The 25,461-nt window shown below is 65.8% G+C and carries 20 protein-coding genes and 1 pseudogene; 9 read left to right on the top strand and 12 right to left on the bottom strand.

What is annotated here, in order from left to right; genetic code table 11:
- Positions 1 to 280 precede the first annotated feature (280 nt).
- The 7 genes from HMPREF9440_RS09260 to rpsB all read right to left on the bottom strand — a co-directional run bounded on the left by HMPREF9440_RS09260 (position 281) and on the right by rpsB (position 6,375).
- Positions 281 to 916 (bottom strand): YigZ family protein, encoded by a 636-nt coding sequence (locus tag HMPREF9440_RS09260; protein ID WP_008543601.1) that lies wholly within the window; start codon positions 914 to 916, stop codon positions 281 to 283.
- A gap of 7 nt (positions 917 to 923) precedes the next feature.
- Positions 924 to 1,769 (bottom strand): phosphatidate cytidylyltransferase, encoded by an 846-nt coding sequence (locus HMPREF9440_RS09265; protein WP_008543602.1) that lies wholly within the window; start codon positions 1,767 to 1,769, stop codon positions 924 to 926.
- Between the two features lie 146 nt (positions 1,770 to 1,915).
- Positions 1,916 to 2,653 carry a polyprenyl diphosphate synthase gene (gene uppS / locus HMPREF9440_RS09270; protein ID WP_008543603.1) on the bottom strand — a complete coding sequence of 246 codons (738 nt, stop codon included), beginning with the start codon at positions 2,651 to 2,653 and terminating at the stop codon, positions 1,916 to 1,918.
- A gap of 186 nt (positions 2,654 to 2,839) precedes the next feature.
- The gene (frr, locus tag HMPREF9440_RS09275) at positions 2,840 to 3,397 is read right to left on the bottom strand and encodes a ribosome recycling factor (protein ID WP_040765526.1); all 558 of its coding nucleotides are present in this window, start codon (positions 3,395 to 3,397) and stop codon (positions 2,840 to 2,842) included.
- Positions 3,398 to 3,577: 180 nt separating this feature from the next.
- On the bottom strand, positions 3,578 to 4,309 hold the full coding sequence (pyrH, locus tag HMPREF9440_RS09280) for a UMP kinase (RefSeq protein WP_008543605.1): 732 nt from the start codon (positions 4,307 to 4,309) through the stop codon (positions 3,578 to 3,580).
- A 270-nt stretch (positions 4,310 to 4,579) separates the two neighbouring features.
- Positions 4,580 to 5,467: a translation elongation factor Ts gene (gene tsf / locus HMPREF9440_RS09285; RefSeq protein WP_040765528.1), complete on the bottom strand. Its 888-nt coding sequence runs from the start codon at positions 5,465 to 5,467 to the stop codon at positions 4,580 to 4,582.
- Between the two features lie 158 nt (positions 5,468 to 5,625).
- Positions 5,626 to 6,375, bottom strand: a complete 750-nt coding sequence (rpsB, locus tag HMPREF9440_RS09290) for a 30S ribosomal protein S2 (RefSeq protein WP_008543609.1) — start codon at positions 6,373 to 6,375, stop codon at positions 5,626 to 5,628.
- Positions 6,376 to 6,782: 407 nt separating this feature from the next.
- On the opposite strand from rpsB, the gene map reads away from it, so the two are divergent.
- The 3 genes from map to HMPREF9440_RS09305 all read left to right on the top strand — a co-directional run bounded on the left by map (position 6,783) and on the right by HMPREF9440_RS09305 (position 11,784).
- On the top strand, positions 6,783 to 7,616 hold the full coding sequence (gene map, locus HMPREF9440_RS09295) for a type I methionyl aminopeptidase (RefSeq protein ID WP_008543611.1): 834 nt from the start codon (positions 6,783 to 6,785) through the stop codon (positions 7,614 to 7,616).
- Positions 7,617 to 7,641: 25 nt separating this feature from the next.
- Complete coding sequence (locus tag HMPREF9440_RS09300) at positions 7,642 to 8,985, top strand: M20 metallopeptidase family protein (RefSeq protein ID WP_008543612.1); 1,344 nt, start codon at positions 7,642 to 7,644, stop codon at positions 8,983 to 8,985.
- A gap of 195 nt (positions 8,986 to 9,180) precedes the next feature.
- On the top strand, positions 9,181 to 11,784 hold the full coding sequence (locus tag HMPREF9440_RS09305) for a [protein-PII] uridylyltransferase (RefSeq protein ID WP_008543616.1): 2,604 nt from the start codon (positions 9,181 to 9,183) through the stop codon (positions 11,782 to 11,784).
- Between the two features lie 96 nt (positions 11,785 to 11,880).
- Here the strand turns inward: HMPREF9440_RS09305 and HMPREF9440_RS09310 are convergent, their stop codons facing one another.
- From HMPREF9440_RS09310 to HMPREF9440_RS09320, 3 genes are all read right to left on the bottom strand, one after another.
- A complete protein-coding gene (locus tag HMPREF9440_RS09310) occupies positions 11,881 to 12,465 on the bottom strand; it encodes a flavodoxin family protein (RefSeq protein WP_008543618.1) in 585 nt (194 codons plus the stop codon).
- 188 nt (positions 12,466 to 12,653) lie between these two features.
- On the bottom strand, positions 12,654 to 13,409 hold the full coding sequence (locus HMPREF9440_RS09315) for a transferase (protein WP_008543621.1): 756 nt from the start codon (positions 13,407 to 13,409) through the stop codon (positions 12,654 to 12,656).
- 36 nt (positions 13,410 to 13,445) lie between these two features.
- On the bottom strand, positions 13,446 to 14,249 hold the full coding sequence (locus HMPREF9440_RS09320; protein ID WP_040765529.1) for an RNA methyltransferase: 804 nt from the start codon (positions 14,247 to 14,249) through the stop codon (positions 13,446 to 13,448).
- 202 nt (positions 14,250 to 14,451) lie between these two features.
- On the opposite strand from HMPREF9440_RS09320, the gene HMPREF9440_RS09325 reads away from it, so the two are divergent.
- The gene (locus HMPREF9440_RS09325) at positions 14,452 to 15,282 is read left to right on the top strand and encodes an inositol monophosphatase family protein (RefSeq protein ID WP_008543625.1); all 831 of its coding nucleotides are present in this window, start codon (positions 14,452 to 14,454) and stop codon (positions 15,280 to 15,282) included.
- Between the two features lie 168 nt (positions 15,283 to 15,450).
- Here the strand turns inward: HMPREF9440_RS09325 and HMPREF9440_RS09330 are convergent, their stop codons facing one another.
- A complete protein-coding gene (locus HMPREF9440_RS09330) occupies positions 15,451 to 16,935 on the bottom strand; it encodes an FAD-dependent oxidoreductase (protein ID WP_008543627.1) in 1,485 nt (494 codons plus the stop codon).
- Between the two features lie 419 nt (positions 16,936 to 17,354).
- On the opposite strand from HMPREF9440_RS09330, the gene mutS reads away from it, so the two are divergent.
- Positions 17,355 to 20,030 carry a DNA mismatch repair protein MutS gene (mutS, locus tag HMPREF9440_RS09335; RefSeq protein WP_008543630.1) on the top strand — a complete coding sequence of 892 codons (2,676 nt, stop codon included), beginning with the start codon at positions 17,355 to 17,357 and terminating at the stop codon, positions 20,028 to 20,030.
- 113 nt (positions 20,031 to 20,143) lie between these two features.
- Positions 20,144 to 20,824: a FadR/GntR family transcriptional regulator gene (locus tag HMPREF9440_RS09340; protein ID WP_008543636.1), complete on the top strand. Its 681-nt coding sequence runs from the start codon at positions 20,144 to 20,146 to the stop codon at positions 20,822 to 20,824.
- A gap of 90 nt (positions 20,825 to 20,914) precedes the next feature.
- On the opposite strand, the gene HMPREF9440_RS09345 is transcribed toward HMPREF9440_RS09340, so the two are convergent.
- Positions 20,915 to 22,090: a DmpA family aminopeptidase gene (locus HMPREF9440_RS09345; RefSeq protein ID WP_008543637.1), complete on the bottom strand. Its 1,176-nt coding sequence runs from the start codon at positions 22,088 to 22,090 to the stop codon at positions 20,915 to 20,917.
- Positions 22,091 to 22,529: 439 nt separating this feature from the next.
- Between HMPREF9440_RS09345 and HMPREF9440_RS09350 the strand changes: the two genes are divergently transcribed.
- From HMPREF9440_RS09350 to HMPREF9440_RS11570, 3 genes and pseudogenes are all read left to right on the top strand, one after another.
- Positions 22,530 to 24,170, top strand: coding sequence for an ABC transporter substrate-binding protein (locus HMPREF9440_RS09350; RefSeq protein WP_008543639.1), 1,641 nt, complete (start codon positions 22,530 to 22,532; stop codon positions 24,168 to 24,170).
- A 39-nt stretch (positions 24,171 to 24,209) separates the two neighbouring features.
- A complete protein-coding gene (locus HMPREF9440_RS09355; protein WP_008543640.1) occupies positions 24,210 to 25,184 on the top strand; it encodes an ABC transporter permease in 975 nt (324 codons plus the stop codon).
- Positions 25,185 to 25,235: 51 nt separating this feature from the next.
- Positions 25,236 to 25,461 (top strand): annotated as a pseudogene (locus HMPREF9440_RS11570) (hypothetical protein); the annotation flags it as partial.

Below are 25,461 nucleotides of genomic sequence, written 5' to 3' on the forward strand. Positions count from 1 at the left end.
TGACGAGCGGCGTCGCGCGCATCGGCAGCACGAAGCGCCAAAGCACGATGATCAGGAGAATGGCGTGGAAGATGGCAAAGCGCATGGGCGGAGTCGGGCGGTCTTGTACGGTCTCGGGAGGTCTTTTTCGACGAAGGGGCGGCTCTTCAAAAGGGGGCGGATCTCAATCGGGTCCAAGGCGGAATTTTACGGAGGCGTCCTCCCGGACCCCAAGGGGGATGCCTCTCAAAATGTTTGCGAACGCTTCCGCGAACGGGGTTTGAAGGGCCTTCCCGGGACTTCAGTCGTCCGTCATCCGTTCGCAGTCCGCGTCCCCCGCCGTCCGCTCCAGCAGTTCCCGCTCGAAGGCGTCGGCTTCGTCGACCGGAACGAGCACCTCGTAGGCCGCGTCGAACGTGAAGTCGGACGAGAGAATCCGCCCGCGGTGCTTCGTGAGGACGTGCTCGACGTCGGGACCCTGGTGGGGCTCCACCGACACGACGAATCGCACGGTCTCTTCGCGCATGCGGGTGGGAAGCCCCTCCAACCCGAGCTTCACGCTCCCCTGATAGGCGCGGACCAGGCCGCCGGTCCCGAGAAGAATCCCGCCGAAGTAGCGCGTGACGACGGCGGCCACTTCACCCACGCCCCCGTGGAGGATGGCGGTGAGCATCGGGCGCCCGGCCGTCCCTTTGGGTTCGCCGTCGTCGCTCGCGCCCACCTGGGCGGTGTCGCCCGGGGCGCCCGCGTTGTAGGCCCAGCAGTTGTGGGTGGCGTGCGCGTGCTCTTCGCGGATCCGCTCGATGAAGGCCTTCGCCTCCGCCGGGCTCGTCACGCGCGCCATCGTCACGATGAAGCGCGAACGCCGGATCGTTTCTTCGGCACGATGAAAAGTCCCCGGCTCAAGGTCGGGGACGAGGTATTGGGCGGGCTTCACGGAGCGCTTATCCGAGGAGGACGACCGTGAGTACGATCCAGGTGGCGGCGGGAAGGACGGGTAGCGTCGCGTCCATGCGGTCGAAGAAGCCGCCGTGGCCCGGCAGGAGGTTCGAGGAATCCTTGATGCCGACCAAGCGCTTCAGCATCGACTCCCACAGGTCCCCCGCGATCGAGAGCGCGACCATGCCGGCCAGGACGACGACGCCCCAGAAGAAGCCGAGCTCGTCGAAGATGAAGTTCGTGAAGACGTTCTTCTGCGCGCAGAACCAGTACGTGAGCAGGAAGAAGATGATGACGATCACGTAGGCGCCCAGCGCCCCTTCCCAGGTCTTGTTCGGGCTGATCGCCGGAGCCATCTTGTGCTTGCCCCACGCGCGGCCGCTGAAGTAGGCGGAGATGTCCGCGCCCCAGACGATGAGGAGCACCGAGAGGACCATCACCCAGTCGCCGATCTCAAAGAGGTAGAGGAGCGACAGGTACGCGCTCGGAACGAACGTCACCGCGGTAAGGAGACACGTCCTCACGCTCACCTTGAAGCCGTTCTCGCGGTGGAAGAGCTCCGCGAAGAAGATCACCGCCCAGGCGACCATCACGCAGCCGTTGACGAGCCAGAGGAACCACTCCATGCGCGGGAGCGCCCCCGCCCAATAGAGCGAGAACTGCGTGATCATTTCGACGGCGGCGACCAAGGCCGCGGGGACGGGACCCAGCCCGCCCATGCGCAGCCACTCGAAGAGGACCGCACCGAAACAGATCGCCATGACCCCCGCGAAGGCGAGCGGACCGAGCGCGATGGTAAGGCAAAAGATGACGAGCAGAACCGTGGCCGTCGTGACGCGAAGCATCAGCATCGTTGTCTTCGTTCCAGAAAAGAAGCGGACGGCGTCGGCCGCGCGCGCATGTTGAGGGACGCCCCGAAGGCCGTCCCGTGGAGTGCCTCAGATTTTAGCGGAGTTGGGCGCGCTCGAAAAAGAGCGGACGCTCGTTCCCAAGGACCTCAGAAGACGACCGATCGCCCCTGGATCTGCTCCGAGGTCATCCCGAAGCGGCGCTCGCGGCCCGCGAACCACGCGAAGGCTTCCAGGAGCCCTTCGCCCCCGAAGTCGGGCCAGAGTTCGTCGGTGAAGTAGATCTCGGCGTACGCCGACTGCCAGAGAAGGAAGTTCGAGATGCGCTGCTCGCCCCCGGTGCGGATCAAGAGGTCCACTTCGCCCGCGTCGGCCAAGGCGACGCGGCCCGCGATGTTCTCGGGCGTCAGCGCCACGCCTTCGGCGACGCACTTCTTCGCGGCTTCCGTCATGTCCCAGCGGCCGCCGTAGTTCGCCGCGATGTTGAGGACCATGCCGGTCCCCGCGGCGGTCGCCGCTTCGGCGTGCGCGATCGCGCTCTGGACGTCTTCGGGGAAGGCCGAGCGCTCGCCGATCACCCGAAGCCGGATGCCGGCGTCCGTCAAGGGCTTCTCCCAGCGGAGGAGCCCCTCGGCGAAGAGCCTCATCAGCGTGTCGACCTCGGCCTGGGGGCGCTTCCAGTTTTCGCTCGAAAACGCGAAGACCGTCAGGTTCCCGACCCCCGCCCTCGCCGCCGTTTCGACGACGCGGTTCAGGGCATCGACGCCCTTCTTGTGCCCGGCCGCGCGCGGGAGGTGCCGCGCCTTCGCCCAGCGGCCGTTGCCGTCCATGATGATCGCGACGTGTCGGGGCGCGTGCGTGGACTGGGACTCAGGGCGGCTCTGCATGAAGGGCTCCGGGAGGATGGGTGTGGCGGTGGGGATTCTTACGAATGGGGAGTTTAACGAACGGCGCCCGGCGTGTTGAGCCCGCAGAACACTTCGATACAAGGGACAAAGAAAAACCCGCGCCGCCCGGGGCCTCTCGGCCCCCGTCCGGCACGGGTCTTCGTGAAGCGGAAAACTTCCGACGGTTTAGACCGTCATGATTTCCTTTTCCTTGTCGCCCACCACCTTGTCGATTTCGCCGATGAAGCGGTCGGTGATCTTCTGGATTTCGGTTTCGGCGCGGCGCTGATCGTCTTCCGAGATTTCCTTGTCCTTCAGAAGGCGGTCGATGTGCGTGTTGGCGTCGCGGCGGAGGTTGCGCACCGCAACCTTGGCGTCTTCGCCGAAGCCGCGGACGACCTTCGTCAATTCGCGGCGGCGCTCTTCCGTGAGCGGGGGCAGCGGCACGCGGATCAGGTCGCCCGACGTCGCAGGGTTGAGGCCGAGGTCGGAATCACGGATCGCCTTTTCGACGACCTTGATCATGCTCTTTTCCCAGGGCTGGACGGTGAGCGTGTGCGCGTCGCCCACGCCGATCTGCGCGACCTGGTTGATCGGGGTCGGGCAGCCGTAGTAGTCGACCTTGATGTGGTCGAGAAGGCCCGTCGAGGCGCGGCCCGTGCGGATCTTCGTGAAGTCCTCGCGGAGCGTTTCAACGGTGCGGCCCATCTTGTGTTCGGCCTGCTTCAGAATGTCGGCGATCATGAGATTGGTTCTCCAAACGCGAACGCCCCGGAGCCCGGACCCATCGACCGGGTCGGCGCTGTCGTGGGGCGTTCGTTCAAACAAATTCGGCTTCATCGGCACCCGGTGCGCCGCGTCTCCGCCGTCGGCGGAGGGGCGCAAACGATGCCGCTAAGACGATCTATTTTAAAGGCCTTTCGATCAGGAGTGCACGAGCGTGCCTTCCTTTTCGCCCAGGAGGATGCGGCGCAGCGCCCCCTTGCGGTTGATGTTGAAGACCTGGATCGGGAGCTTCTGTTCGCGGCAGAGCGCGAAGGCCGTCGCGTCCATCACCTTGAGGTTGCCGTGAAGCGCCTTGTCGAAGGTGATTTCGTCGAACATCGTCGCCGTGGGATCGAGCTTCGGGTCGGCCGTGTAGATGCCGTCGACCTTCGTCGCCTTGAGGACCAACTCGGCGCCGATTTCCGCACCGCGCAGCGCCGCGGTCGTGTCGGTCGTCATGAAGGGATTCCCCGTACCCGCCGCGAAGATGACGACGCGGCCGAGGCGCAGGTGACGGAGCGCCTTCCCGCGGATGTAGGGTTCGGCGACCTGTTCCATGTTGAGGGCCGACTGCACGCGGGCTTCGACGCCCATGTTGCGGCAGCAGTCCTGGAGCGCCATCGCGTTCATCACCGTGGCGAGCATCCCCATGTAGTCGCCCGTCGCGCGGTCCATGCCGGTCGCGCCCAGCGCCACGCCGCGGAAGATGTTCCCGCCGCCCACGACGATGCCCACTTCCACGCCCAGTTCCACGACGCTCTTGATCTCCTCGACCATGCCCTGGAGCACGGTGCGGTTGATGCCGAAGGCGTCGTCGCCCATGAGGGCCTCGCCGGAGAGCTTCAGAAGAATGCGCTTGTACTTCGGGGTGGGCTGAACGGTTTCGGACATGGCTCTAGCTCTAACTCTGTTTCTTTCTGGGGGAGATTTCACGCCTGAGGCGCTCAAATTGTCGGCCATTATAAGCGAAACGACCTAGACGGGAATCACGCGTTTTCGGGGTCGGCGGGGCCATGAACACCTCCGGAGATACGCGCCTCAGCCATGAAAAAAGGACGCCCGCGACGAATCGCTGAGCGTCCCTCTTTTGACGGGGCTTCCGGCGGGTTTCACCCCGAGGGGCGAAACCCGGAAAATCCCCTTCGCGAAGAAGCGTCCTGATCAGGCGTTCTTGGCGGCGGCGACCTGAGCGGCCACTTCCGCGGCGAAGTCGTCCTGGCGCTTTTCGATGCCTTCACCAACGATGTAGAGCTGGTAGGCGGCGACGGTGGCGCCGGCGGACTTGAGGAGCTCGCCGACCGACTTCTTGTCGTCCTTGACGAACGGCTGGTTGACGAGCGTGACTTCCTTGAGGAACTTCTTCACCGAACCTTCGGCGATGCGTTCGAGCATGGCTTCGGGCTTGCCGGCTTCGCGGGCCTTTTCGATCGCGATGCGGCGTTCGGATTCGATCGCTTCGGCGGCGACGCCGGACTCGTCGAGGGCCTTCGGCTTGCTCGCGGCGATGTGCATGGCGATATCGTGGGCGACTTCCTGCGTGCCGCCGACCATGTCGACGAGGACGCCGATCTTGGAGCCGTGGACGTAGCTGGCGAGTTCACCCTTGGCTTCGACGCGGGCGAAGCGGCGGAACGTCATGTTTTCGCCGATCTTGCCGACGAGGCCCGTACGGACGGCTTCGAGCGTCGTGCCGTTCAGTTCGCAGGCGGCGAGCGCTTCGAGGTCGGCCGGGTTCTTTTCGGCGACGAGGCGGACGGCGTCCTTCGCCATCTGCATGAATTCGGGGTTCTTGGCGACGAAGTCGGTTTCGGAGTTGACTTCGAGGATGGCACCGACCTTGCGGTCTTCGGAAATGTAGACGGCGACGACGCCTTCGGCCGTGATGCGGCTGGCGGCCTTCGTGGCCTTGTTGCCGAGCTTGACGCGAAGGATCTCTTCAGCCTTGGCCATGTCGCCGTCGGCTTCCGTGAGGGCCTTCTTGCATTCCATCATCGGCGCGTCGGTCTTGAGACGCAGTTCCTTGACCATCGCGGCGGTAATAGCAGCCATGTTCAATCTCCCTAAATATGTCGGTGAGTAGTGTTTGGATTCGAAAAAGGGGGCTTCGTCGGAAGCCCCCTCCTCATATGCGGTTCGCGGGGCGTCGTCCGCGACGGGCGTCATTGTAACCGCCCCCGGACGGCGCCTGAGCTCACTGCCGTGAAGAATCAGGCCTGGGGCTGTTCTTCTTCGACTTCGACGAACGTGTCTTCGGAAGCGGCTTCAACGATTTCCTTGGCGGAGTCGTTGCGGCCGGCGAGGACGGCGTCGGCGATGCCGGCGGCGTAGATCGCCACGGCCTTCGCGGAGTCGTCGTTGCCCGGGATCACGTAGTCGACGCCTTCAGGCGAGCAGTTCGTGTCCACGACGCCGATGACGGGGATGCCGAGCTTGTTGGCTTCCTGGATGGCGATCTTGTGGAAGCCGACGTCGACGACGAAGAGGGCGTCCGGGAGACCGTTCATTTCCTTGATGCCGCCGATCGACTTGTTGAGCTTTTCGACGTTGCGGGCGAAGTCGAGGGCTTCCTTCTTGGTCAGGTTGGCAGCGGAGCCGTCGGCGAGCTGCTGTTCCATGTCCTTGAGGCGCTTGATCGTGCCGCGAACCGTCTTGAAGTTCGTGAGCGTGCCGCCGAGCCAGCGCTGGTCGACCCAGCAGCAGCCGGCGCGCTGGGCTTCCGCCGCGATGATTTCGCGGCCACCGCGCTTGGCGTCGACGAAGAGGATGCGGCCGCCCTGCGACGAGAGCTGACGGGCGAACTTGCAGGCTTCTTCGAACTTCTCAACCGTCTTTTCGAGGTTGATGATGTGAATCTTGTTGCGGGCGCCGAAGATGAACTGTTCCATCTTCGGGTTCCAGAAGCGGGTCTGGTGGCCGAAGTGGCAACCGGCTTCGAGCATTTCACGCATGCTGACCATTTTGTAACTCCAAGGTTAGGTCTGACACGTCCCGCAGAAGAACCGTCGTCCGGACCCGTGGGGCCCGTGCGGTCACCTCGGCGGCGGGGCGTGCGCTTTTCGTTTGTTGTTGGCGTTTTTCCGCCGCACGTCCCGCGCGTGCGGTATGCGACGAAAGCCGCGATTCTACGATGCGCCGACGCCGCTTGCAAGCGCGAACGCGAAATTTCGAAGGGACCGGACGAGCGCGCCGCCGGGCGGCCGTCTCCCGTCACGAACGGACACGAGTGAAACCGCGCCGAACCGCCTGCGCGGGAAGCCCTTGAACGGCCGTTCGCCGAACGCGCGTACAATGGTCGGATCATTTTCCCGGCCTGCGCCGCCCGGAGGTCCGCCGGACCCCGGCCGCGCAACCCCCGCGTCACACCATGAGCAACGAAAAGATCATCATCAAGACCGCTGAAGACATCGCCGGCCTGCGCATCGCGGGCCGTCTTGCTTCGGAGCTCCTCGACTACCTCACGCCCTTCGTGAAGCCGGGCGTCACGACGGCCGAACTCGACCGTCTCGCCCACGACTACACCGTGAACGTCCAGGAATGCGTCCCGGCCTGCCTCGGCTACACGCCGCCCGGCATGACGCCCTATCCCGCGACCACCTGCATTTCGGTGAACCACGTCGTCTGCCACGGGATCCCGAGCGAGAAGAAGCTCAAACACGGCGACATCGTCAACATCGACGTGACGAGCATCAAGAACGGCTACCACGGCGACACCTCGCGCATGTTCGTCGTGGGCAAGCCCACGATCGCCGGGAAGCGCCTCGCGCGTTTGGCGTTTGAGACGATGTGGGCCGGGATCGACGCCGTGCGCCCGGGCGGCTGCTTCAACGACATCGGCATCGCCTGCCAGGCCTACGCCGACAAGAACGGCATCTCGGTCGTGCGCGACTACGGCGGCCACGGCATCGGGAAGGGCTTCCACGAAGCCCCCCACGTCAACCACTTCCCGACCAACCGCCCGACGGCGAAGTTCGAACCCGGGATGGTCTTCACCGTCGAACCCATGGTCAACGCCGGCCGCTACGGCGTGACGATTTTGGGTGACGGCTGGACCGTCGTCACCCGCGACCGCTCGCTTTCCGCGCAGTGGGAGCACATGGTGCTCGTCACCGAAACGGGCTACGACATCCTCACCGTCTCGAAGGGCATGCTGCCCCCGCCCGACTTCGTGAAGGGCTGGAAGATGCCCGAAAACCTCTGATCCACTTCTCTGAAGGAGTACCGCATTGACCCACCATCTTCCGCGCCGCCGGTCCGCGCTTCTCGCCGCGCCTCTTCTCTTCGCGCTCTCGGGCGCTTCCTTCGCGGCGGACGTTCCGGCCTGGCTTGATGAGGCCGTCAAGGCCGAAACGGCCTCGATGACGACGCTTCGTCACGACCTCCACGCCCACCCCGAACTCGGCAACCAGGAGGTGCGTACGCAGAAGGTGATTGCGGACTTTCTCAAGGCGGCCGGCGTCGACGAAGTCGTCGTCGGCTGGAAGGACGCGCCCACGGCGGTCGTGGGCGTTCTGAATCCCGGCAAGGGCAACGCCGTCGGTCTTCGCGCCGACATCGACGCGCTCCCCATCAAGGAGCGCACGGGCCTGCCCTTCGAGAGCAAGGCGCGCGGGACCTACTGGGGCAAGGACGTCGACGTCTCCCACATGTGCGGGCACGACGCGCACATGGCGATGCTCCTCACCGCGGCGAAGATCCTCGCCGCGCACAAGAACGAAGTGGACCGCACGGTCGTCTTCGTCTTCCAGCCCGCCGAAGAAGGCGACTCGCGCGAGAACCCGTTCCTCGCGAAGACGCCGAAGCTCTCGGGCGCGAAGGCGCTGGTCGAAAACGGCCTCATGGAGAAGTACGGCATCCGCACGATGTTCGGGATCCACGTGATGGCGCGCGTTCCCGCGGGCGAAGCCTGGGTGGTGAAGGGCCCGGCCCTCAATTCCGCGGACGCCTTCGAAGTGACGATCACGGGGAACCAGGCCCACGGCGCGATGCCCTGGACCGGGACCGACGCGACGCTCGCCGCCGCGCAGACCGTGGTGTCGCTCCAGCAGATCGTCTCCCGCAACGCGAACCTCTCGGAAGGAAGCGGCGTCATCACCGTCGGAAAGCTCCAGTCGGGCGAAACCGGGAACGTGATGTCGGGCTCTGCCTACATGCAGGGGACGATCCGCTCGAACAACCCGGGCGTGCGCTCGACGCTTTTGAAGCGCATCCCCGAAGTCGTCTCCGGCACGGCCGCCGCTTCGGGCGTCAAGGCCGAGACGCGCTTGATCGAAATCTATCCCGTGACGGTGAACGACCCGGCCTTGGCCGAGCGCATGGTGCCGGACCTCACCGCCTTCGGCGTCAAGGCGTCCGAAGTGAAGTACAACCCCGGCGCGAGCGAAGACTTCTCGTTCTACGCCGAGAAGGTCCCCTCCGTCTTCGTCTTCCTCGGGGTCGACGCCCCCGGTGCGAAGGACGCTCCGAACAACCACTCCGACCGCTTCGTGATCAACGACGACGCGCTCCCGGCGGGCGTGCGCGTGCACCTCGCGGCGGTGTTGGGGGACGCGTCGAAAAGCGTGAAGTAACGCGGTGACGCGCCCTTCCGACGGGAAGGATCTGAATCAGAAGGCCGTTCGGCACGGAAGCCGGGCGGCCTTCTTCGTTTTCGGGAAGCTTCGAGGAGCTTCGGGGGTTTCGGCGGTTTTCGAAGGTTCGAACCCGACCCCGGAATTTGATGGATACTTGAAAGATTCGATTCCCACGCATCCCCCCGCTCAACCATGACCCCCGATCTCACCGCCGACACCACCGACGACACGAGCGCCCTCACCCCCGTCGAAAGCTTCAAGGCGGGGCGCGAGCGCCTCGCGAAGGTCTTCGCCGAGACGCACGCCCCGGACCTCTACCTGCGTGCCCACGCGGCGCTTCTGGACGAGACGCTCATCGCGCTCGCCCGCCGGGCGGGCCTTCCCGAAACAAACCTCGCGCTCGCCGCGGTCGGGGGGTACGGACGCCGCGAGCTCTACCCCTATTCCGACATCGACGTTCTGGTCCTCACGACTGACGAGGCGCGGGACGCCTTGGACGAGAAGCTCGGCGTCTTCGTCACGTCGCTCTGGGAGTTGGGGCTTCCCGTAGGCGCGTCGGTGCGCACCGAATCCGAGTACGCAGCGGAGGCCGCCAAAAACGTCACCGTGGCGACGACGTACCTCGAGAGTCGGCTTCTCATGGGCGACGCCGCGCTCTATGAGCGGAGCCGCGAGACCTTCTTTTCCGAACTCTCCGCCGAAAACTTCTTCCGCGACAAAATGCTGGAGCGCGCCCGGCGCCACCAGCGTTTTGAGGACACCCCCTATTCGCTCGAACCCAACCTGAAGGAGTCGCCCGGGGGGCTGCGCGACCTGCAGGTTTTTCTCTGGTGCGCGCAGGCCGCGGGGCTCGCGCAGAGCGTCCCCGAGATGGCTTCTGAAGGCCTCATCACCGAGCGCGAGCGCGACACGCTCCTCCAATGCGGGGCGTTTCTCGCGCGCCTTCGCATCGAACTTCATCTGGAAACCCGCCGCCACGAGGACCGGCTCCTCTTCGACGTTCAGGAGCCCCTCGCCCAGCGGATGGGGATCCGCCCGACGGCGGCCCTTCGCGCCTCCGAAGTCCTCATGAAGCGCTACTACCGCAACGCCCAGGCCGTCGTGCAGATGTCGGTGCTGCAGCTCCAGGCGATCGCCGACCGCCTCCAGGGCGGCAACGCCCGCGCGACGCCCGTGCGGCTCGAAGCCGCCTTCATCGCCCGCGGCGACGAAATGGACGTGGTGGGCGACGACGTCTACAAATCGGACCCGAACGCGATTCTGAGGACCTTCCTCGTCTTCCTCTCGCACCCGGAGCTCACGCGCCTCTCGACGCGGCTGCTGCGCGCGCTCTGGCTCGCGAGCTTCTCGATCAACGACCAGTACCGCTCGGACCCGAAGAACCAGGAGACCTTCCTCTCCATTCTCAAGATGAAGCGCGGGACCTACCACGCCCTCAAACTCATGAACATCTGGGGCGTGCTCGGACGCTTTCTCGAACCCTTCCGGCACATCGTCGGGCAGATGCAGCACGACCTCTACCACATCTTCACGGTCGACCAGCATACGCTTCGCACCGTGCGCAACGTCCGGCGCTTCGGCAGGAGCGACTTCGCGCACGAGTACCCCTTCTGCTCGCAGGTGATGTCGGAGATTCCCGAGAGCTGGCGCGTGAGCGTCGCGGCGCTCTTTCACGACATCGGAAAGGGCCTCGGCGGCCGCCACGAAGAGATCGGCGCCGAGAAGGTGCGGCGCTTCTGCGTCGACTACGGCTTCCCGCAGGAAGACACCGACTTCATCGAATTTCTCGTGCGCGAACACCTCACGATGAGCCGCATCGCGCAACGCGAGGACATCTCCGACCCGGCGGTGATCGAGCGCTTCGTGAAGCTCACGGGCCGCAAGGACCGCCTCGACGCCCTCTACCTTCTCACCGTCGCCGACATCCGCGCGACGAGCCCCAAGGTCTGGACCCAGTGGAAGGCGCAGCTCCTTGAAACCCTCTACCGTGCGGCGCGTGCGCGCCTCACGGGCGAAACCGCCGAGGCGACGGTCTCGCACACGCTGGAGCGCCGCAAAGAGGAAGCCTGCGCTCTGATCGGAAACCGCGTGTCGACCGAGGCGCGCGAGCGCTTCTGGGAGGAGTTGGACGTCGTCTACTTCATGCGCCACCGCCCGGACGACATCGCCTGGCACACCGAAGAATTGGCGGGGCTCCCGCCCGACGCGCCCACGCTGGTGCGTGCGAAGCGCGCGGAGAAGATGGGCGGGCTCTCGGTGCTCCTTTCGCTCCCCGACCGCAAGGGGGTCTTCCTTCAGGCCGTGGCCTTCCTCTCGAAGTCGGGGCTCTCCGTCGTCGACGCCCGCATCCACACGACGGCGGACGGGCGTGCCCTCGATACGTTCCTCGTCACCGACACCTTCGAGCGCTTCACGGAAGAGGCGGACCTGAGGCAGCTGGAGCGCGCCTTCGCCGCCGCGATGGCGCCCGACGCCCCGCCCATCAAGCCGCGCCAGGGGAAGCTCCCCCGCCGCGCGCGCCACTTCCCCACGCGCCCGAGCGTCTCGATCCTGCCCTCGGAATCCGGCCGAGCCTTCATCCTCAACATCACCTGCACGGACCGCCTCGGCCTCCTCTACGCGATTTCGGACGTGCTCGCGCACTACGGGGTGAATCTGCAGACGGCGAAGCTGAACACCCTCGATGAGCGCGCCGAGGACGTGTTCCTGATCGACGGCGAGGCGCTTCAGAACGACGAGACGCTTCTGGCGCTCGAAGCCGAGCTCCTTGAAGCCGTGAAGGCGCCGGCGGCCTGAAGTCCTGAAGCCTGGGAAGACCGACCACAATGCAAACGCCCGCAGGGAAGGCTCCTGCGGGCGTTCGTGTTTCGGATTCGGGAACTCGGGCGTCGATCAGAAATTCATCCCGAAGACGCTCCGGAAGAATTCCGCGCCGCGCGCGAGGTCGGTGCGGTCCGGGTGGGTTTCGCTCTCGCGCCGACGGCTTTCGCGCTCGGGGCTCACGTTCCCGCCCAGCATCGTCGTCATGCGTTCGAACACCTCCGGATCGATGCGGCCGCGGCAGAGGAAGATGTCCACGAGTTCGTTGTCCGATCCCGCCGCGACGAGGCTCTCGGACGCGCGGCGCATCCAGGCGTCCTTGTCGGGGTCGCCCCCCATCGTCGCGAAGCAGGCGATGCGCTTCCCGTGGAGGCGCTTCGCGAGCTCGCGCATGTCTTCAGGGGCGTCGCCGCGGTCGCACCAAAACCCGAGGAGCACCGGATTGAAGCGCTCCAAGTCTTCGGGGACTTCGCTCGTACGCATCAGGACCGCGCCGGGAAGCGCGTCGGTGATGGCGTGCCCGAGGATCATCGTGTTGCCGGTGCGGGAGCTGATCACGACCAGGGGAACGTGCGCGTCCTGGGCTTCCTGGGCGTTCTTCTCGGGGGCGGCGTCCGCGGTGCGCTGCGCGCGGACTTCTTCGTCGGTCTTCGGCATGGGGGTTTCGCTTGTCGCGTGGCTTGTCTTCTTTGACTCGGCCGCTGGGCGGCCTCAATTTTTGAGTGTAGCCGAAGACGGCGGCATCGGAACGCTTCCGCGCGCAGGAATTCGATGCGGCCGACCGCAAAGACGGTCGGGGCCGCTCATTCCGGAGCGGCCCCGATCGGTACGTGGGTTTGGTTCTCTTACTTCGCGGCGTCCGGCGCCGTCTTCTTCGGGCGGTGGTGGCGCGCCCGGCGCGTGGAGACCCCGGCGGCCTTGCCGGAAATCTTCGGGAGCTTCTCGGTCTCGATCACCTCGCCGCCCAGCTTCCCGATCGACTCGTTCAGCTTCGCGATCACGGCGTTCTGCTCGCGCACGACGCGCACGAGCTCCTTCACCGCGGGATCGATCTCGGGCTTCTTGGCGGGTTCGGACGGCGCCGTCTCGGCCGGAACGGCCGGAGCGGTCGATGCGGCGGGAGCGGGAGCAGGAGCGGCGCCTTCAGCACCGTCAGCTCCTTCAGCCCACACGGCGCCCGCCGCGACGACGGTCCCCGCGGGGACGCGCACGTTCCCGACGATGCGCGCCGCGGCGCCGATCTCGACGTCGTCTTCGATCACGGGCGCGCCCTGCGCCGAGGCGAGAATCATGACGACGGGGCCGACGACGACGCGGTCGCCGATCTTCGCATCCGCACCGATGACGACGCCCGTGGGGGCCGGGATCGACACGTCGAACCCGATCTTCGCGGAAGCGTCGACCGTGAGGCCGGTCAACCAGCGGTTCACGCACCCCAGCATCAGCGACGCGCCCGACCAGCCCTGAAGCTGCAGCCAGTAGGCGCCCTTTTGAATGAGCTGCGCCTGCAGGCCCGAACACCCGAAGAGGAGCGCGGCGCGGGAGCATTCGGGGCGGCGACGCTGTGCGGCGTCGAGCGTTCTCAGAAGTGCGTCAAACATCTCGTCAGTCTTCCTTTGTTGTTCGTGCTTGCGTCTTTATTGCCCAACGGGCTTCTTCGAACCCGCACGGTCGCGCTTCGGGCGGATGATCGCCGCGCAGATGCCGCGCAGCAGATCGATTTCGGTCTGCGTGAGACCTGAGCGGCCGAAAAGCCGCCGCGTGATCGGCATCAGAAATTTCGGATGCGCGGGGTCGTGCACGCCGCAGGCGGTCATCGCCTCTTCCCAATGTTTGAAGAAGCCTTCGATCGCCTCCGAGGTCGCGGGGGCTTCGCCCTCGAAGCGGCTCTGCCAGTCGTAGAGCCCGCCCGGACGGCCCTCAGCGTCGAGGAGCGCCATGTGCATCTCGTAGGCCGCCAACTGCACGGCCTGCGCGAGGTTGAGACTCGGGCTCTCCGGGTCCGCGGCGATCGTGGCGCAGCCGCTGCAGAGCATCACCTCTTCGTTCGTGAGGCCGCTGCGCTCACACCCGAAGACGAAGGCGAGATCACCCGGCTCCGCATCGAGAAAGGCGGCGCTCTTTCCCGCGGCTTCGCGCAGCGGCGTCAGCGCCGGACCGAACTCGCGGTCGTAGCCCGTCATCGCCCAGGCCCAGGTGACGCCTTCGAGCGCTTCAGCGAGGGTCGCGTGGACCTTCGCGTTCTCCAGAACGTCGGCCGAGCTCGTCGCGTAGGCGACCGCCTCTTCGTGCGTGCGGAAGTCCGCCTCGCGGGGCGCGACCACGCGCAGATCGCGAAAGCCCATCGTCTTCACCGCACGCGCGGCGGCTCCGATGTTGCCGGGATGGCTCGGTTCGCAGAGGATGAAGCGGACGCGCCGCGCATCGGTCGGAGTGTTCAAGGAAGGCACCTTCGTGGGTTTGAGCGTCGAATGGGATTCGACATTTTAGCGGGCGGGCGGAAATGCGCACAGCGGTCAAAATCGACCGCCGCCGCCCATTCGAACAGGCGATTGCGGTAGAATCCCGAACACCTTGAAGGGAGAGCTCAAAACGTTCTCCCTTCTCTTTTCCCGCCCATCCCCTATTCGTACGCAGAGCAGCATGTCGTCCCAACTCCACCTCACCGCCTACATCGCGACCGCCGTCAAGGCCGCCCGCCGCGCCGCCAAGGAAATCACCCGCGCCGCCGCCGACCGTGACCGTCTTGAGGTCGAGCACAAGGCCATCAACGACTTCGTGACGAGCGCCGACCGCGCCGCCGAAGCCGCGATCCTGGACGAACTGCGCTACGCCTACCCGAAGCACGCCTTCCTTTCGGAAGAAGCGGGCCGCACCGGCGACGAAGACAGCGACTTCCTCTGGATCATCGACCCGATCGACGGGACGACGAACTTCATGCACGGTCTGCCGCACTACGCGGTCTCGATCGCGCTTCTGCACCGCGGCGACGTGATCGTCGGCGTCGTCTACGACGTCGCGAAGAACGAGCTCTTCACCGCCGCGAAGGGCCAGGGCGCCTACCTCGACAACCGCCGCATCCGCGTCTCCGAAACGAAGGATCTGCGCCGCGCGCTGATCGGCACGGGCTTCCCCTTCCGCCGCACGGACGACTTCGAAGGCTACATGCACGGCTTCCAGCGCGTCGCCGAACACACGGCCGGCCTCCGCCGTCCGGGTTCCGCCGCGCTCGACCTCGCCTGGGTCGCCTGCGGCCGCTACGACGGCTACTGGGAACAGGGGCTCTCAAGCTGGGACATCGCCGCGGGCGTCCTTCTCGTTCTCGAAGCGGGCGGCCTCATCACCGACCTCAAGGGCGGCGAAGGCATGCTCGACAACGGCTCGGTCTGCGCCGGCACGCCGCGCATCTTCGCGAAGCTCCTTCCGCTCGTGGGCAAGCTCCCCGCGCCGAAGCCCGTGAAGAGCGCGAAGTAAGACTTCAGGAAAGTTCTTCCGAAAGCCGTCCGGAATCGAAGCCGGGCGGCTTTTTCGTTGCCTCTCGACGGACTGTCGACGGAATGCAAAGCGCGCCGCCCGGGGTCGAACCCCAAGCGGCGCGCGTGGTCGGGCGTCAGGAAAGGACGGCAGGCCGACAGGACGGTGTTACGCGGTCTTTTCGTTCCCCGCGTTCGTACCGGCGATCTGGCCGTAGACCATGCAGTCGAGAAGCGCGTTCCCGCCGACTCGGTTCGTGCCGTGGATGCCGCCCGTGATTTCGCCCGCGGCGTAGAGGCGCGGGATGACGGCGCCGGTCCAGTCGAGCACCTGAGCCTTCGTGTTGCAGTTGAGGCCGCCCATCGTGTGGTGGACGGTCATGCCGGTGTAGCAGGCCCAGAAGGGACCCTTCTCGATCTTCTTCGCGAGATTGCGTTCGGCCTTCCCGAAGTCTTCGTCCTTCTTCTTCTCGACGAAGCCGTTGTAGCGGGCGACGCCCGCTTCAAGGCCGTCGGGGTCGCACCCCATCTTCTGCGCGAGTTCGCGAAGCGTCGGCGCGGTCCATGCCTCGTTGATCGCGATGCCTTCTTCGACCGCCTTGTGAACCGCCGAGTTGTAGCTCTGATAGGTCTCGTCGTCGACCACGGTGTAGGCGTAGCGCTCGGGCGTGCCCAGCACCGCGTCGCGGATCACGTCGCGGCGGGAGCCCTCGTCGACGATGCGGTTGCCGCGCGCGTCGGCGTAGATCGACTCGGCGACCTTGGTGTTCAGGATGATCTTCATCTTCTTCCCGGCGGGCGCGCCCGGGGTCGACTGGATGAAGTCCATGCCGACCAGGTAGCCGCCGACGCGCACCGCGGCCATCATGACCTCGCCCGCGGTCGGATTCGGGAGATTGTCGGTGCCGAGTCCCTTGATGCGCGGGTCGTGGAGTTCACGCAAGTACGCGTTCGCGCTGAAGCCGCCCGCGGCCAGCACGACGCCGCGGCGGGCGCGGTAGTACTTTTCGCCGTCCTTCGTCTGACAGCAGACGCCGCGGACGTCGCCCGACGTTGGCTTGTCGCGGATGATGTCCGTCACGCGGACGTTCCTCAGAATCGGAATCTTGCGCTCGTTGATCGCCTTCATCAGCACCTGAACGTAACCGCGCCCCTTCGGTTCGACGGGCTGATGCGCACGCGGATAGAGGCCGCCGAACATCTGGAAGACCTTGGGTTCGAATTCCATCCCGAGGCTCTCCAGCCAGGTGACGGCGCCGTAGGCGTTTTTGCAGAGCGTCGCGACGCGCTCGGGGTCGCCGCGGAAGTCGCCCGCGGCCAAAGTCTGCTTGGCGTGAAGTTCCCAAGAGTCTTCGATGCCCTGCTTCGGTTGGCGCACCGGGTCCGCGGCGTTCATCTGGCCCTGCGCGAGCTGGGTATTCCCGCCCGGGAAGGCCAGGCGTTCGAGAATGACGACTTTGGCGCCCGCATCGGCCGCGCGGATCGCGGCCGCCATCCCGGCACCGCCCGCGCCGACGACGATCACGTCCCACGCGTCGTCCCAGCGGGTGGGCAGCATCGACGCTGCGGGACGCGCTTCGGCGAAGCCCGCCGCGCCGAGCGTGACGGCGCCTGCGGCGGCGCCTTCGAGGAAATGTCTGCGCTTGAGGTCCATGGTGAAGTTCTCCTTTCAGTGTGGTCTGATGCGGCCATCTTGCTCCCGGGACGTACGCGCGTAAGAGCCTTCGGAAGCACCGGAAGATCGAGGTTCGTCAAAACCTCCGCGGACCGTCAGGCGTCCAAGTTCCCCCGGCCGGAAACGACTTTTTGCATTTTGCTCAGGCCCTTAAGGTTCAGTTAGGGTTCAGCGGATACCATGACCTTAAGTTCAAACGAACGGTACTGCTTGCTTGGTCGCACGGACCGCTCGTTTCAGATTTCTGCGTCGAACGCCCCATCGCGATGATGCGGCCGACGTGGTCTCTCCTTTTGGGGCGCTCCGGATGTCGTGATCCGGAGCGCTTTTTTCTTGTCCGCACGTGCCGCCCGTTAAAATGACGGTCTTTCTTTGACCGCCTGCTCCGCGTCCCTCTCATGGATCCCATCGCCACCGACAGCACCGCCTTCGCCGACATCGACAGCCTCACGCCCGCCATGCGCCAGTTCGCCGAGGTGAAGCTCCGTTATCCCGGCACGCTCGTGCTCTTCCGCATGGGCGACTTCTACGAGACGTTCTTCGACGACGCGGGGAAGGCCAACCGCCTGATCGGCATCACGTTGACGAAGCGCGGCAAGCTCGCCGACGGGACGCCCATTCCGATGGCGGGCATTCCGGCGGTCTCCCTGGACGGCTACATCGCGCGGCTCGTCAAGATGGGCGAGAGCGTCGTGATCGTCGAGCAGCAGGGCGAGCCCGGCAAGGCCGCGACGATGGTGAGGAAGATCTCCCGCATCATCACGCCGGGGACGCTCACCGAAACGAGCCTTCTCCCTGAAAAGGAGGACGCGGTGCTCCTGGCGCTCGAGCCGCCCGCCAAGAAGGACGGCGCCTGGGGCTTCGTCTGGCTCACGCTCTCGAACGGCGACTTCCGCGCGTCGGAAGTCCCGGCGGCGAGCTTCGCGGGCGAAGTCGCGCGCATCAATCCTTCCGAGATCCTCGCGCCCGAAAAAATTGCGCGGCAGCTCCGGAGCGACCTCCCCGGCCGCACGGTGACGCCCTTGCCCGCGTGGCACTTCGACGCGGAGCACGGCGAAGCCGCCCTCAAGAAGCTCTTCTCGGTCGAGACGCTCGACGCGTGGGACCTGAAGGACCGCACGGCCATCCTCGCCGCCGCCAACGCGCTTCTCGACTACACCGCGGAGACGCAGGTCGACATGATGCCCTTCATCGCGCCGATCGTCGTCGAGCGCGAGAGCGAATTCGTCGTGATCGACCCGGCGTCGCGCCGCAACCTTGAAATTTCCGAATCGATCCGCCGGGACACCGACGCGGTGACGCTCTTTTCCGTCCTCGACGGCTGCGGCACCTCGATGGGGAGCCGCGAGCTTCGTCGGCGGCTTCATCAGCCGCTTCGCGACGCGGCGCTGGCGCGCCGCCGTCACGACGAGATCGGCGCCTTCGTCGAGAACGAAGCGCTTCGCCGCGACATGCTGGACGCCTTCCGCCGCGTCCCCGACATCGAACGCATCACGAGCCGCATCGCGTTGGGGAGCGTGCGCCCGCGCGAACTCGCGTCGCTTCGCGACGCCATTCCCGTCGCGATGGAGCTCTCCGAAAAGCTCAAGGCCTCGGGCGAGCCCGGGCTCGGACAACTCGCCGCGGAACTTCAGCCCGACCCTTCGATTTTCGAGCGGCTCTCCAAAGCGCTCTTGGACGAGCCCGCCGTCAATCTCCGCGACGGCGACGTGATCCGCGGGGGCTACGACGAAGAGCTCGACCAACTCCGCACGCTTCGCGACAACACGGGCCAGTTCCTCATCGACCTGGAAACGCGCGAGCGCGCCGCGACGGGCATTCAGACGCTTCGCGTCGAATACAACAAGGTCCACGGCTTCTACATCGAGGTGACGAAGGCGCAGGCCGGGAACGTCCCGGTGCACTACCACCGCCGCCAGACGCTCAAGAACACCGAGCGCTACATCACGCCCGAACTCAAAGACTACGAAGACAAGGCGCTCTCCGCCAAGGAGCGCTCGTCCGCGCTCGAGCGTTCGCTCTACGACGACGTGGTCGGGATGCTTCAACCCAAAAGCGCCGAACTCATGGCGTTCGCGCATGCGTTGGCCGCGCTCGACGTCGCGGCGGCCTTGGCCGAGCACGCCGCGTCGCGCAGCTGGGTGCGGCCCGAACTCACCGCGAAGACCGGGATCCGCATCGAGGCGGGGCGCCACCCGGTGATCGAGACGATGGTCGAGACCTACGTCCCGAACGACTGCGAACTGAAGGACGGCCGCCGCATGCTCGTCATCACGGGCCCCAACATGGGCGGCAAGTCCACCTACATGCGAAGCGTCGCGCTGATCGTGCTCCTCGCCTGGGCGGGAAGCTTCGTGCCGGCCGCATCCGCGCAGATCGGTCCCGTCGACCGCATCCACACCCGCATCGGCGCCTCGGACGACCTCTCGCGCGGGCAGTCGACCTTCATGGTCGAGATGACCGAAGCCGCCGCGATCCTCCACCAGGCGACGCCGCAGAGCCTCGTTCTGATGGACGAAATCGGCCGCGGCACGTCGACCTACGACGGGCTCTCGCTCGCGGGCGCGATCGCGCAGGCGTTGGTCGAAGAGACGCGCTCGCTCACGCTCTTCGCGACGCACTACTTCGAGCTCACGTCCCTGGCCGAATCGCTTCGCGAAGTCGCCAACGTCCACGTCTCCGCCACGCAGTCGAAGTCGCGGATCGTGTTCCTGCATGAGATCGCCGAAGGGCCCGCGAACAGGAGCTACGGCATCGCCGTCGCGAAGTTGGCCGGGATCCCCGCGCACGTCGTGCGCCGCGCACGCACGTTCCTCACCAAGCTCGAAAACGCGGGCTCGGCGGGGGCGCCGCAGCCCGGGCTCTTCACGGACGGCTTCTGGGCGCCCGAGGACGTCGCCGCCGACATCCTCCCCGAGGTGGAAGAACTCCCGCCCGAAGCCGAACCCTCGATGCGGCTCGCGGAAAAGCTGGCGAACCTCGACGTCGACAACCTCTCGCCCCGCGACGCCTTGGCGATGCTCTTCGAGCTCTCGCACGAGGCCGGCCGGATCTTCGGCAGAGATCAGGATTAACCCCTATTAGTCGACCAATAGACCGGCCCGCCCGACTACAATGAGGACGTTTTCCGAAAGCCGGAGAACGTCCTCTCTTTTCCCGCCCAGACAAGAAAATCGAAGGAAACGCCGTGGATCCTTACGCCGAGACGCCCTGCGAAGAGGAACAGCTCTTCCGCGAGATTCATCAGTACATCCTCAACCAGTCGAAGTCCGGCAAGAAGATCGACACGGAAAACGAACTGGCCCGCCGCTTCAACATCACGCGCTACAAGGTCCGCAAGGCCTTGGGTGTGCTCTCCCAGATGGGGATCATCGACCGCAAACCGAAGCGCGGGATGAAGCTTCTCGATCTCGGCCCCAAGAACATCTCGACCCAGATCCAGACGCAGATGGACGTCGCGAACTTCGACGTGCGCGAATTCATCGAGGCGCGCCTCCTGATCGAGGTCGACATCATCCCGCTCGCGATCCGCCGCATGACGCCCGCACTCCTCGGGCGCTTGGAAGACGCGATCAACCGCATCGAGGCCTACGCGAACAACCCGCGCGAAGCCGACCGTTGGGACCGCGAATTCCACCTGCTTCTTCTCGAAGCCTGCGGGAACCGCGTGCTTCAGGTCTTCTCCGCGGCGCTCGTCACGTACTTCGACAAGACGACGGACCGGCTCCCGAACGATCCGCACTTCTTCATCGACGTCGCGATGAAGGAGCGCGAGCTCCTGAACGCGATCAAGCTGGGCGACGTCGAGCGCGCGAAGGCGCTCCTCTCCTCGCACTTGAGCGAGCAGATCACGATCGTGCCGAACTGAGTTCCGCACCAGGAATCCTGAATCGAAGGCGGCCGGAGGAATCCTCCGGCCGTTTCGCTTGTTGGGGCTGGGGGCGTCGCCCCCGTGCGCTTACTTCGCGTCCTTCAGAACGCCGTGCTCCCGGAGCATCCCGAGCACCTGGTCTACGGGCAGCGCCGTGACGGTCTTCCCGTCGAAACCCGTGACGTCATGCGCGCGGAAGAGCGAATTCAGAACCGCCTCTTCGGTCGCCTCGATCGCCGCCATGAAGATGGGCGTCATGTCGTCGTTTCGGACGAGCTTCTTCTCTTCGAGCGTCAGGTCGTCGGCATTGTGCGGCACGCGGAGGTTCTTCGCCGTTGAGAACGCGATCACGAAGTCACCCGACCCGTTCGAGGCGATCCCGCCCGACTTCGTCATTCCCATGAAGGCGCGCTTCGCCAGGCGCTCGAGGTTGCGGCCGTCCAGAGGAGCGTCGGTCGCGACGATCATCATGATGGAGCCGTCGGCACTCTCAATTTCCTTCTGGTAGGGATAGCGCCCCAAGGTCTTCCCCACTTCGACGCCTTTGACGTTCAGGAGTCCCCCGAAATTCGACTGCACGAGAACGCCCACGGTCCAGCCGCCCATCGACTTCGGGAGAACGCGCGAGGCCGTACCGATCCCGGCCTTGAAGCCGAACGCGACCGTGCCGCAGCCCGCGCCCACGACGCCCTCCTCGACCGGCCCGGTCTTGGCGCCCTCTATGGCGGCGAGCACGTCCGAAGACTTCACGAAGCGCGAGCGGATGTCGTTGACGCCGCCGTCGTTCGTTTCGCCCACGACGCCGTTGACGCTCCGCACGTCGGCGTTCTCAGGAAAGGAAAACGTGTAGTCGATGATGCCGTCCAAACCCGCCGCGACGTTGAGCGTGTTCGTGAGCACGATCGGCGTTTCGAGATTTCCGAGTTCCTTCACCTGCGGGTAGCCCGTCATCTTGCCGAAAGCGTTCCCGAGGAAGATGCCGGCCGGGACCTTGTTCTGGAAGACGTTCTCCGCATGCGGGAGGATGGCCGTCACGCCCGTGTTCATGCCCTTGGCGTCGTCGATGAGGCTCACCTGGCCGACCAAAACGCCCTCGACGTCCGTGATCGCGTTCCACTTTCCGGGCTGCAGCACGCCGATTTCAATGCCGAGATCGCGCACCCGGGGCTTCACGTCGTCCGCCGCCAAGGCGCCCGAGGCAAGCACCGCACCGAGGCCGACGGCAACGCCCGCCGCCAGTATCGTCTTCTTCGCATCCTTCATGAAGAACCTCCTTTGCGTAGGCAACCCGAGGAGCCCTCGGGCCGCGTGAGTTTCGTCGAATCAAGTCTAAGTCCGTCCTTTTCCCGGTTTCAAACCGCCTCCAAGGAAAGTTTCCAAGCGTCTCCGGATACGCCCACCATGCCGGATCCTTGACACTTCTCCTAGGTTCTTCGGCTTATTGCGCGCCGCGGAATCTTCCTCCACAATGGTTCTCACCATGACGAACACCGACACCCTCCGCACGCACGCAGGCGAAGCCGGAAGCACCGCGCTTTCGATGACCCTTCGCTGGTGGCACCGCTTCGAAACGATGCGGGCCCGGGGTTGATTCGTCCCCACATTCCGTCAACAACGACGAAGAGCCCGCGGAATGCGGGCTTTTTCATGCGCACCTCCCGGATTCCGCGGCTTCTTCCCCCAACAACCCAAGAGGCACACCATGACGAGGTCTTCCGGTCATTTCTCCCTTCGACGCATCACCCGCGCGGTCTTCGTGACGGGCGCACTCTGCGCCGGCACGCTCGCGGCGTTCACGGTCAGCGCGGAGACGCTCCGTTGGGCGAGCGCCGGGGACTTCCTCACGTTCGACATCCACGCCCAGAACGAAACGCTCAATTCCGCCGCCAACGCCGCGGTCTACGAGGGGCTCGTGCGTCTGGACGAGAAGATGGCGGTCGAGCCCGCGCTCGCGACATCCTGGCAGCGCGTCCCCGAAGGGTTCCTCTTCACGATCCGTGAGGGCGTGCGCTTCCATGAGGGCGAAACGCTCACGCCCGACGACGTCGTCTTCTCGATCAACCGCGCGCTCCTTCCCGGGAGCCAGTTCCGCAGCACCGCCGCGGGGATCCTGGGGGCCGAAAAGACCGCCGACGGGAAGGTCCTCATCCGCACGACGACGGGCACACCCGTCATCCTCCGCCAGCTCGCGAGCCTGCGCGTCCTTTGCCGCAGCTGGGCCGAAGCGCACGGCGCGTTGGAGCCCCAGAACTTCATCGGCGGCGAGGAGTCCTACGCCGCGAAGCACGCCAACGGCACGGGCCCCTTCAAGCTCGTCTCGCGCACGCCGGACGTCCGGACCGAATTCGAGGCGTTCGACGGGTGGTGGGATCAGGCGAACAGGAAGGGAAACGTCACCCGCGTCGTCTACACCCCGATCGCGTCGGCCGCCACCCGCACGGCGGCGCTCCTTTCGGGCGAGGTCGACTTCGTGCTCGACCCGGCCGTGCAGGACGTCGCCCGCCTCTCGAAGGACCCCAACGTGAAGATCCTCTCCGGGTCGGAAGACCGCGTGATGATGATCGCCCTCGACTGCGGCCGCGAAGTCTCCCCCTACGTGACGGGCAAGGACGGGAAGCCCCTCGCCGCGAACCCGCTTCGCGACCCGCGCGTGCGCGAGGCGCTCTCGCTTGCGGTCAACCGCGAAGGCCTGGTGCGCGGCGTCATGCGCGGCCACGGCACCGCCACCGGGACGGTCGTCTCGCACGCGGTCGACGGTTGGAATGAGGACGTGGCGCGCGTCACGCCCGCCAACCCCGCCAAGGCGAAGGCGCTTTTGGCCGAAGCGGGCTATCCGTCGGGGTTCCGCATCACGATCGACACCCCGAACAACCGCTGGGTGAACGACGAAGCGATGGTGAAGGCCGTCGCCTCGATGTGGGGCCGCATCGGGGTCGAGACCGCCGTGCGCGCCATGCCGCGCGCGCAGTACTTCCCGAAGGTGCTTTCGTTTGACATCTCCGCCGCGCTGGTCGGCTGGAGCTCCTCGACCTTTGATGCGTACCGGCCGCTTCAGTCGCTCTCCTCCACCTTCAACCCGAAGACTGGGGACGGCATCAGCAACGTGGGCCGAGTCTCCTCCCCCGCGATGGACGCCGCGCTCCAGAAGCTCGCCGTCGAAGAGAACGCCGAAGCGCGCACGAAGCTCGCTCGCGAGGCGCTCGCGATCGAGCGCGCCGAGTTCCTGCACGTGCCGCTTCTGGAGCAGCACCTCAGCTGGGCGATGCGCAAGGGCGTCACCGCGGTGCTCCGCCCCGACAACGTCCTCGTGATGGAACGCGTCACGGTGGAGCCTGCGAAGTAAAGCCCCTCAACCCGCACCGAGAATCCAACCCCGCGAACCATGCTCAGGATCTTCCTCTCGCGCCTCCTTCAGGGCATCCCCGTGCTCCTCGTCGTCTCGGCGGCCGCCTTCGGACTCTTCCAGTTCATCGGCGATCCGGTGAGCCAGATGCTCCCGCCCGACGCCTCGGTCGAGGACCGCGAGGCCCTGACGGCGGCGCTGGGGCTCGCCGACCCCGTGATCGTGCAGTACCTGCGCTTCCTCGGCAACGCCCTTACGGGCGACTTCGGGATGTCGCTGCGGCACGGGGCGCCGGTGGCGGACCTCCTCATGGAGCGCCTCCCCGCCACGGTGGAGCTCGCGCTCCCCGCGGTGCTCGTAGCCCTCATCCTCGGGATCCCGATGGGGGTCTTCTGCGCGGCGCGCCCGAAGAGCCTCTTCTCGAAGCTCTTTCTGGGCGGGTCGCTTCTGGGGATGTCGCTTCCGACGTTCCTCCTCGGGATCTTCCTCATTCTCGGGTTCTCGGTGGAATTGGGGCTCCTTCCCGCCTTCGGTCGGGGCGAAGTGACCCGGATCGGCTTCTGGTCGACGGGGCTTCTCACCGCGGACGGGCTCCGCCACCTCGTTCTTCCCGTCATGACCCTGGGGCTCTTTCAGACGGCCCTGGTCGTGCGGCTGGTGCGCGGCGAAATGCTCGAAGTGTCGGAGCGCGACTTCATGAAGTTCGGCCGCGCGCGGGGGCTCTCGCCCGCGAGGCTTCTGCTGCGCCACGGGTTGAAGAACGCGATTCTTCCCGTCGTCGCCGTCATGGGCCTGCAGTTTGGCGAGATCGTCGCCTTCTCGATGGTGACCGAAACCGTCTTCCAGTGGCCCGGGCTCGGCCTCTTCTTCCTGCAGTCCGTGCAGTTTGCGGACGTGCCGGTGCTGGCCGCCTACCTCACCTTCATCGCGCTTCTCTTTCTTCTGATCAACCTCGCCGTCGACCTCACAATCGCGGCGATCGACCCGAGGCTCGCGAGGCCCCGGGCGGCATGACCCATCCAAACACAAAGTCCACGAAATCCCTCTTTCGTAAAGGAACACATCATGACGAACACCATCAACGACCGCGACCTGCCGCTTCCCGCCGACATTGCGGAGAATCTTGAAAACGCCGTCGCCATCCGCCGCGCGATCCACAACGAACCCGAAATCGGGCTCGACACCGTGAAGACCGCCGAGAAGGCCGTGGCGGAGCTGCGCCGCATCGGCTGCGACGAGATCGTCGGGAATCTGGGCGGCGCGGGCGTCGTCGGCCTCATCCGCGGGCGGG

Origin of the sequence: Sutterella parvirubra YIT 11816, from assembly GCF_000250875.1 — a bacterium.
GTDB lineage: Bacteria > Pseudomonadota > Gammaproteobacteria > Burkholderiales > Burkholderiaceae_F > Sutterella > Sutterella parvirubra.

Coding starts and splice junctions, on each gene's coding strand:
- map (WP_008543611.1), top strand. CDS start 6,783: ATGAGCAACGAAAAGATCATCATCAAGACCGCTGAAGACATCGCCGGC.
- mutS (WP_008543630.1), top strand. CDS start 17,355: ATGGATCCCATCGCCACCGACAGCACCGCCTTCGCCGACATCGACAGC.
- HMPREF9440_RS09330 (WP_008543627.1), bottom strand. CDS start 16,935: ATGGACCTCAAGCGCAGACATTTCCTCGAAGGCGCCGCCGCAGGCGCC.
- HMPREF9440_RS09345 (WP_008543637.1), bottom strand. CDS start 22,090: ATGAAGGATGCGAAGAAGACGATACTGGCGGCGGGCGTTGCCGTCGGC.
- HMPREF9440_RS09265 (WP_008543602.1), bottom strand. CDS start 1,769: ATGCTGATGCTTCGCGTCACGACGGCCACGGTTCTGCTCGTCATCTTT.
- uppS (WP_008543603.1), bottom strand. CDS start 2,653: ATGCAGAGCCGCCCTGAGTCCCAGTCCACGCACGCGCCCCGACACGTC.
- HMPREF9440_RS09325 (WP_008543625.1), top strand. CDS start 14,452: ATGTCGTCCCAACTCCACCTCACCGCCTACATCGCGACCGCCGTCAAG.
- HMPREF9440_RS09305 (WP_008543616.1), top strand. CDS start 9,181: ATGACCCCCGATCTCACCGCCGACACCACCGACGACACGAGCGCCCTC.
- HMPREF9440_RS09355 (WP_008543640.1), top strand. CDS start 24,210: ATGCTCAGGATCTTCCTCTCGCGCCTCCTTCAGGGCATCCCCGTGCTC.
- HMPREF9440_RS09310 (WP_008543618.1), bottom strand. CDS start 12,465: ATGCCGAAGACCGACGAAGAAGTCCGCGCGCAGCGCACCGCGGACGCC.
- rpsB (WP_008543609.1), bottom strand. CDS start 6,375: ATGGTCAGCATGCGTGAAATGCTCGAAGCCGGTTGCCACTTCGGCCAC.
- HMPREF9440_RS09315 (WP_008543621.1), bottom strand. CDS start 13,409: ATGTTTGACGCACTTCTGAGAACGCTCGACGCCGCACAGCGTCGCCGC.
- pyrH (WP_008543605.1), bottom strand. CDS start 4,309: ATGTCCGAAACCGTTCAGCCCACCCCGAAGTACAAGCGCATTCTTCTG.
- HMPREF9440_RS09350 (WP_008543639.1), top strand. CDS start 22,530: ATGACGAGGTCTTCCGGTCATTTCTCCCTTCGACGCATCACCCGCGCG.
- tsf (WP_040765528.1), bottom strand. CDS start 5,467: ATGGCTGCTATTACCGCCGCGATGGTCAAGGAACTGCGTCTCAAGACC.
- frr (WP_040765526.1), bottom strand. CDS start 3,397: ATGATCGCCGACATTCTGAAGCAGGCCGAACACAAGATGGGCCGCACC.